The 5,346-nt window shown below is 59.1% G+C and carries 6 protein-coding genes; 2 read left to right on the top strand and 4 right to left on the bottom strand.

All coding sequences use genetic code 11. From position 1 onward, the window contains the following. A partial coding sequence (locus ACRXB1_RS29075; RefSeq protein ID WP_449493992.1) for a PqiC family protein occupies positions 1-485 on the top strand: 485 nt, incomplete at its 5' end. A 167-nt stretch (positions 486-652) separates the two neighbouring features. Then, a complete protein-coding gene (locus ACRXB1_RS29070; protein ID WP_449493991.1) occupies positions 653-1,264 on the top strand; it encodes a glutathione S-transferase C-terminal domain-containing protein in 612 nt (203 codons plus the stop codon). A 63-nt stretch (positions 1,265-1,327) separates the two neighbouring features. On the opposite strand, the gene ACRXB1_RS29065 is transcribed toward ACRXB1_RS29070, so the two are convergent. The 4 genes from ACRXB1_RS29065 to ACRXB1_RS29050 form a co-directional block, all read right to left on the bottom strand. Next, positions 1,328-2,353 carry an alpha/beta hydrolase gene (locus ACRXB1_RS29065; RefSeq protein WP_075360607.1) on the bottom strand — a complete coding sequence of 342 codons (1,026 nt, stop codon included), beginning with the start codon at positions 2,351-2,353 and terminating at the stop codon, positions 1,328-1,330. A 446-nt stretch (positions 2,354-2,799) separates the two neighbouring features. After that, positions 2,800-3,375: a TetR/AcrR family transcriptional regulator gene (locus tag ACRXB1_RS29060; RefSeq protein ID WP_062169137.1), complete on the bottom strand. Its 576-nt coding sequence runs from the start codon at positions 3,373-3,375 to the stop codon at positions 2,800-2,802. A gap of 174 nt (positions 3,376-3,549) precedes the next feature. Further along, complete coding sequence (mnmA, locus tag ACRXB1_RS29055) at positions 3,550-4,698, bottom strand: tRNA 2-thiouridine(34) synthase MnmA (RefSeq protein WP_449493990.1); 1,149 nt, start codon at positions 4,696-4,698, stop codon at positions 3,550-3,552. A gap of 63 nt (positions 4,699-4,761) precedes the next feature. After that, a complete protein-coding gene (locus ACRXB1_RS29050; RefSeq protein WP_062169135.1) occupies positions 4,762-5,241 on the bottom strand; it encodes an NUDIX hydrolase in 480 nt (159 codons plus the stop codon). Between the last annotated feature and the right edge of the window lie 105 nt (positions 5,242-5,346).

The raw sequence follows: 5,346 nt of genomic DNA, 5'->3' as shown, positions 1-5,346 counted from the left end.
CGCCCTTCCCGATCTTGCGGGTGCTCGAGGATCAGCGCTGGGCATCGCTTCCCGCCGACGAAGTGCGGCGCGCGTTATCGGCGGATCTGTCGCAGCAGCTTGGCGCCATCGATGTCTACGGCACGCCGCATCCCGACGGCGCGGCGGTGTATCGCGTGAAGGTGAACGTGCAGCGCTTCGAATCGTCGCCGGGAAAACGAGCGTTGATCGATGCCGTGTGGAGCGTGCGCGGCGTCAGCAACCAGGCTGTCCTGACGTGCCGGACCGTGTCCGAACAGCCAGTTGGCGATGGTTATGACGCGCTGGTGGCGGGGCATCGGCAAGCCGTGGATGCGCTCGCCGGCGCGATTTCCGCCGGCGTCAAGACGGTGAGTTCGGCACCCGCACCGTCGATGACATCGGTTTCAGCGAAAAGCGCGAAGCCCGCAATGCCTGCGCCGCCGCGTCTGTTGCCTTGTCCGATGAACGCCGCGCCGGCGCAGTGAATCTGAAAGGACTCCGACCAGAGTCCGCCGCAACCCGGTTGCACCGGAAGGTGCGCCGGGTTTTTTGTCGCCCGACCACAACGCCGCAATCTCGAAATTAAGTCGGTACGCGCCGGGGCGGTTAAGATCGCTCTCCGTGACTACTCATTGCAGAATCCAAAATACAGATGATGAAACTGATCGGTTCGCTCAGCAGCCCGTACGTTCGCAAGACGCGGATTGTGATGGCAGAAAAGAAGATCGACTGCGAACTGGTGCTCGAAAACGTCTGGGCATCTGATTCGAAAATCCACAGTTACAATCCGCTCGGCAAGGTGCCCTGCCTGATCCTGGACGATGGCGAAGCGGTTTTCGATTCGCGCGTGATCTGCGAATACGTCGATACGCTCACGCCGGTCGGCAAGCTCTTGCCGCAGGAACGTCGTGAGCGCACCGAAGTCCGGTGCTGGGAAGCGCTCGCCGACGGCATGCTCGACGCAGCCGTGCTGATCCGCCTGGAAGGCACGCAGCGTGAGGAAGCGCAACGCAACGACGCGTGGATCGAGCGCCAGCAGCGCAAGATCGATGACGGCCTGAAAGCGATGTCCAAAGGACTTGCCGCGAAAAACTGGTGCTCGGCCAATCACTTCACGCTCGCCGATATCGCCTGTGGCTGTGCGCTCGGCTATCTCGACTACCGCATGCCCGAGTTGAACTGGCGCGAGGATTACCCCAATCTCGACAAGCATGTGCAGCGTTTGTCGCTGCGCCAGTCTTTTATCGATACATTGCCGGGTTGAGGTTTCTCTCCGGTCCTGCAAAAAAGCCCCTTTCGGGGCTTTTTTTTCGTCGGCCTGGCTTGGTTACTTCGCCAGCGCCTTCTTCAGCACCGTGTTCGCCTGCTCGATCGCCGCCCGCGTGGCCGGCGTCTTCGCCAGCGCGTTCAGCATCACGAAGTCGTGGATCGTGCCTTCGTAGCGCACCGCCGTTACACGCACACCTGCTTGCGAGAGCTTGCGGGCGTAGGCCTCGCCTTCGTCGCGCAGGACATCGTTTTCGTCGGTGATGACGAGTGCCGGCGGCAAGTCCTTCAACTGATCCAGCGATGCACGCAACGGCGACGCTGTGATCTTCTCCCGGTCGGCTGCATTCGGCGCGTATGCGTCCCAGAACCACTTCATCGCGTTTTTGGTGAGCCACGGGCCGTCGGCGAATTCGTTGTACGAGCCGTCGTCGAAGTTTGCATCGGTGACGGGGTAGAACAGCACCTGGTAGCGCAGCGCCGGGCCACCCTGCTCCTTCGCCATCAGCGTGACCGCGGCCGCCATGTTGCCGCCGACGCTGTCGCCGACCACGGCCATGCGGGTTGCATCGACGTTGAACTGCTTTGCATGCTCAGCCACGTAGCGCGTCGCAGCGTAAGCCTGCTCGACCGGCACCGGGAATTGGGTCTCGGGCGAGCGATCGTAATCGACGAAAACCACGGTCGCCTGCGCGCCGTTCGCGATTTCGCGGATCAGGCGGTCGTGCGTGTTTTTATCGCCGAGAACCCAACCGCCGCCGTGAAAGTACATGATCACGGGCAGCACGCCCTTTGCCTGCGCCGGGCGTACGATGCGCAGCGCAACCTTGCCGGTCGGGCCGGCATCGATCACGCGGTCTTCGATTCGCGCGGCCTGCTTTTCGACCTGCTGCGACTGGGCGCCGGCGAGAACGTTGCGGGCATCGGCGGGAGACAAGGTGTAGATCGGCGGGCCTTTCTGTGCGGTGAGTGCATCGATGAACTGCTGCGTCGCCGGTTCGAGCACGGGCGCGGCCTGCGCGATGGCGCTTGCGGTCAGCGTTGCAGCAACGGCAGAAGCGATGGCGAGAGACTTGAGCTTGAACATGTTGACTCCTGTTAGTGAGGGGCGTTGATAAATGCTTGCTTGAGGAACGTTTGGAAATTCAAATGCATCTACTTGTAGATAGGTGATGCGGTACGGCTTTGATACGGCTTTGATACGACTGCGACTTGCCTCACGGCGGCCGGGAAACCTTGGCACCAACAATGGATAACTGCGTACCTGCTATCTACAGACCCGTTAAAACCGTGACGCGCGAAATCACTCATCAAATCCGTGCAGGGATGATTAGTCGGCTCGACGCGCGTTTTGAACGCGGTAAAAAAGTAAGACAAAAAGCAAAAAATCACATTCCCGTCAAAGGAATCGGAAATCAAAATCTACCTACTCAAAGATAGATCGGTTTTGATAAAGGTTTATTCATTATTAACAATATTCCGAACAATTACCTTGTATTACGACCCAATGACTTCAGAAGCCACGCTACGCCTTCATCGTTTTACGGTTTGCGTGACTTCTTCCAGACGCACTTTTGAATGAAACAATCGGCAAGCCAGCAGACTACCCTGATACGCCGCGAATAGCGCCCGGGCAGTCACCTCGGGCTTGCCATTTACACGCAGGGTTTCTTGCTTCTCGCCTTCGGCCAGCACTTTCGCCAGCCACGATTCATTTGCTTTAAAGAAGGCCTGAACCGCATGACGCACGTCCTCGGGTAAAGACTGGATATCCGCAGCCAGCATTCCGCACAAGCAAACCTGATCGCCTTCGCCCACGATCTTGCCGAACAGCTTCGCGTAGCGATCAAGCTTTTTCTCGGCGGAAGCCGAACTGTCGATGGCGTAAATCGACGACATGACATCCGCGCTATAGGTATTCACTGCTTCGAGCACGAGATCTTCCTTCGAAGGGAAGTAATAGTGGATGCTCGATGTCTTCACCCCGACCAGCGTCGACAGATCGCGATAACTAAACCCGTTGTACCCGCGCGTCATCAACAGGATTTGCGCGTGATCGAGCAATTGCTCGCGCACGGTGTTTTTGTCCGGGGTTTTCTCGGTGTTCATTTCGGAATCTCATGCCTTCGATGAGTCGTAATTTATCTACTAGAAGATAGGTAGTCAAGGGAATTTAATGAATTTCATCGGGCGTTTTTAACAGGGCGTTTTTATCAAGCTCTCCGCAAACATCATGAAGCGGGCCGCAGCCCGCTCCTTCGCATACAACCACATCACCGCACATCACCGCGGCGTCAACAATGCCGCCTGTGCTTCCCGCCGCGCCGGCTGCGCCGTCGCGGCGTGTTCGATGATCCCGCCACCCAGGCAAACATCGCCTTGATAAAGCACTGCCGATTGTCCCGGCGTGACGGCCCATTGCGCGTCGCTGAAACTTAGCTCGAAGCGGCCGTCCTCGCCCGGCGCACCCACCACGCAAGCCGAATCCGCCTGCCGATACCGCGTCTTCGCCGCGCATACCAGGCCTTCAGCCGGTGCCGCGCCCGCCACCCAGCTCGTATTACCGGCTACGAGCGAATGCGACAACAGCCACGGATGATCATGCCCCTGCACCACGTACAGCGTGTTCGACGCCATGTCCTTGCCCGCAACAAACCATGGATCGCCGCTGCCGTCCTTGCTGCCGCCGAGCCCGATGCCCTTGCGTTGGCCGAAGGTATAGAACGCCAGCCCGACATGCTCGCCGATCACCTTGCCATCGGGCGTTTTCATCGGGCCGGGTTGTGTTGGCAGATAGCGGTTCAAAAATTCGCGAAACGGCCTTTCGCCGATAAAGCAGATCCCCGTGGAATCCTTCTTCGCCGCGTTCGGCAAGCCAATCTGCGCGGCGATCTCGCGCACCTTCGTCTTTGGCATTTCACCGAGCGGAAACAGCGTCTTCGACAACTGCGCCTGATTCAGCCGATGCAAGAAGTACGACTGATCCTTCGTGTGATCCGTGGCCTTGAGCAGTTCGAACCGGCCATCGCGTTCGCGCACGCGAGCGTAATGGCCGGTCGCGATGGTTTCGCCGCCAAGCGACATGGCGTGATCGAGGAAGGCCTTGAACTTGATCTCGGCGTTGCAGAGAACGTCAGGATTGGGCGTGCGGCCGGCCGAATATTCCCGCAGGAATTCGGCGAACACACGATCCTTGTATTCAGCCGCGAAGTTGACCGCTTCCACGTCGATGCCGATCAGATCCGCCACCGACACCACATCGATCCAGTCCTGCCGGGTCGAGCAGTATTCGCTGTCGTCGTCATCTTCCCAGTTCTTCATGAACAGGCCGATCACGTCGTAGCCCTGCTCTTTCAGCAGCCACGCGGTCACCGACGAATCCACGCCGCCCGACATGCCCACCACGACTTTCTGTTTTCCGGCCTTGCTCATTGTGCTCTCTGCCTGATGCTTCGATTTTGCTTCGATTGTGGCTTGGATTGTTGCTTCGAAAACCTAGTCCCGCACCGGCGCGACCGAGTGCGTGTGAATGAAGTCGAGCGGTACGCGCCGCCCGGCGAGGTAATGATCGAGGCATTCCAGCACGGCCGGCGACCTGTGCCGGTCGGCGCATGCACGGAGTTCGTCGGCGGTGAGCCACATGGCGCGCACGATGCCATCGTCCAGTTTCGCGTCCGGCACCGGTCCCGACGTGGTGCCGCAAAACGTGAAGCGCAAATAAGTCGCCGATTTCCCCGGCCGCTCGAAATGCGTCAGATACGTGCCGACGAGCGCCTGCGGTTCGAACCGATGCGCCGTTTCCTCCAGTGTTTCCCGCTTCACGGCATCGACAAGCGTTTCTCCCGCTTCCAGATGGCCGGCCGGCTGATTAATCTTGAGTCCGTCGGACGTGTGCTCCTCGATCACGAGAAAACGCCCGTCCCGCTCCACAATGGCCGCGACGGTAACGCGCGGCGTCCAGCGTTCAGTATTCATGGGACCGTATTTTACCGTTTTGCGGGTTTTCCCGTCGTTCGCCGAGTTGGTGAACGTTGTCGCCCGATCGCGCTATTTTTCGTGAATGTTTCAGTTACAGTGGCA

The organism is Caballeronia sp. M23-90 (genome assembly GCF_053574605.1).
The sequence above is the reverse complement of the archived record's forward strand: the minus strand, read 5'-3'. Positions and strand labels throughout refer to the sequence as shown.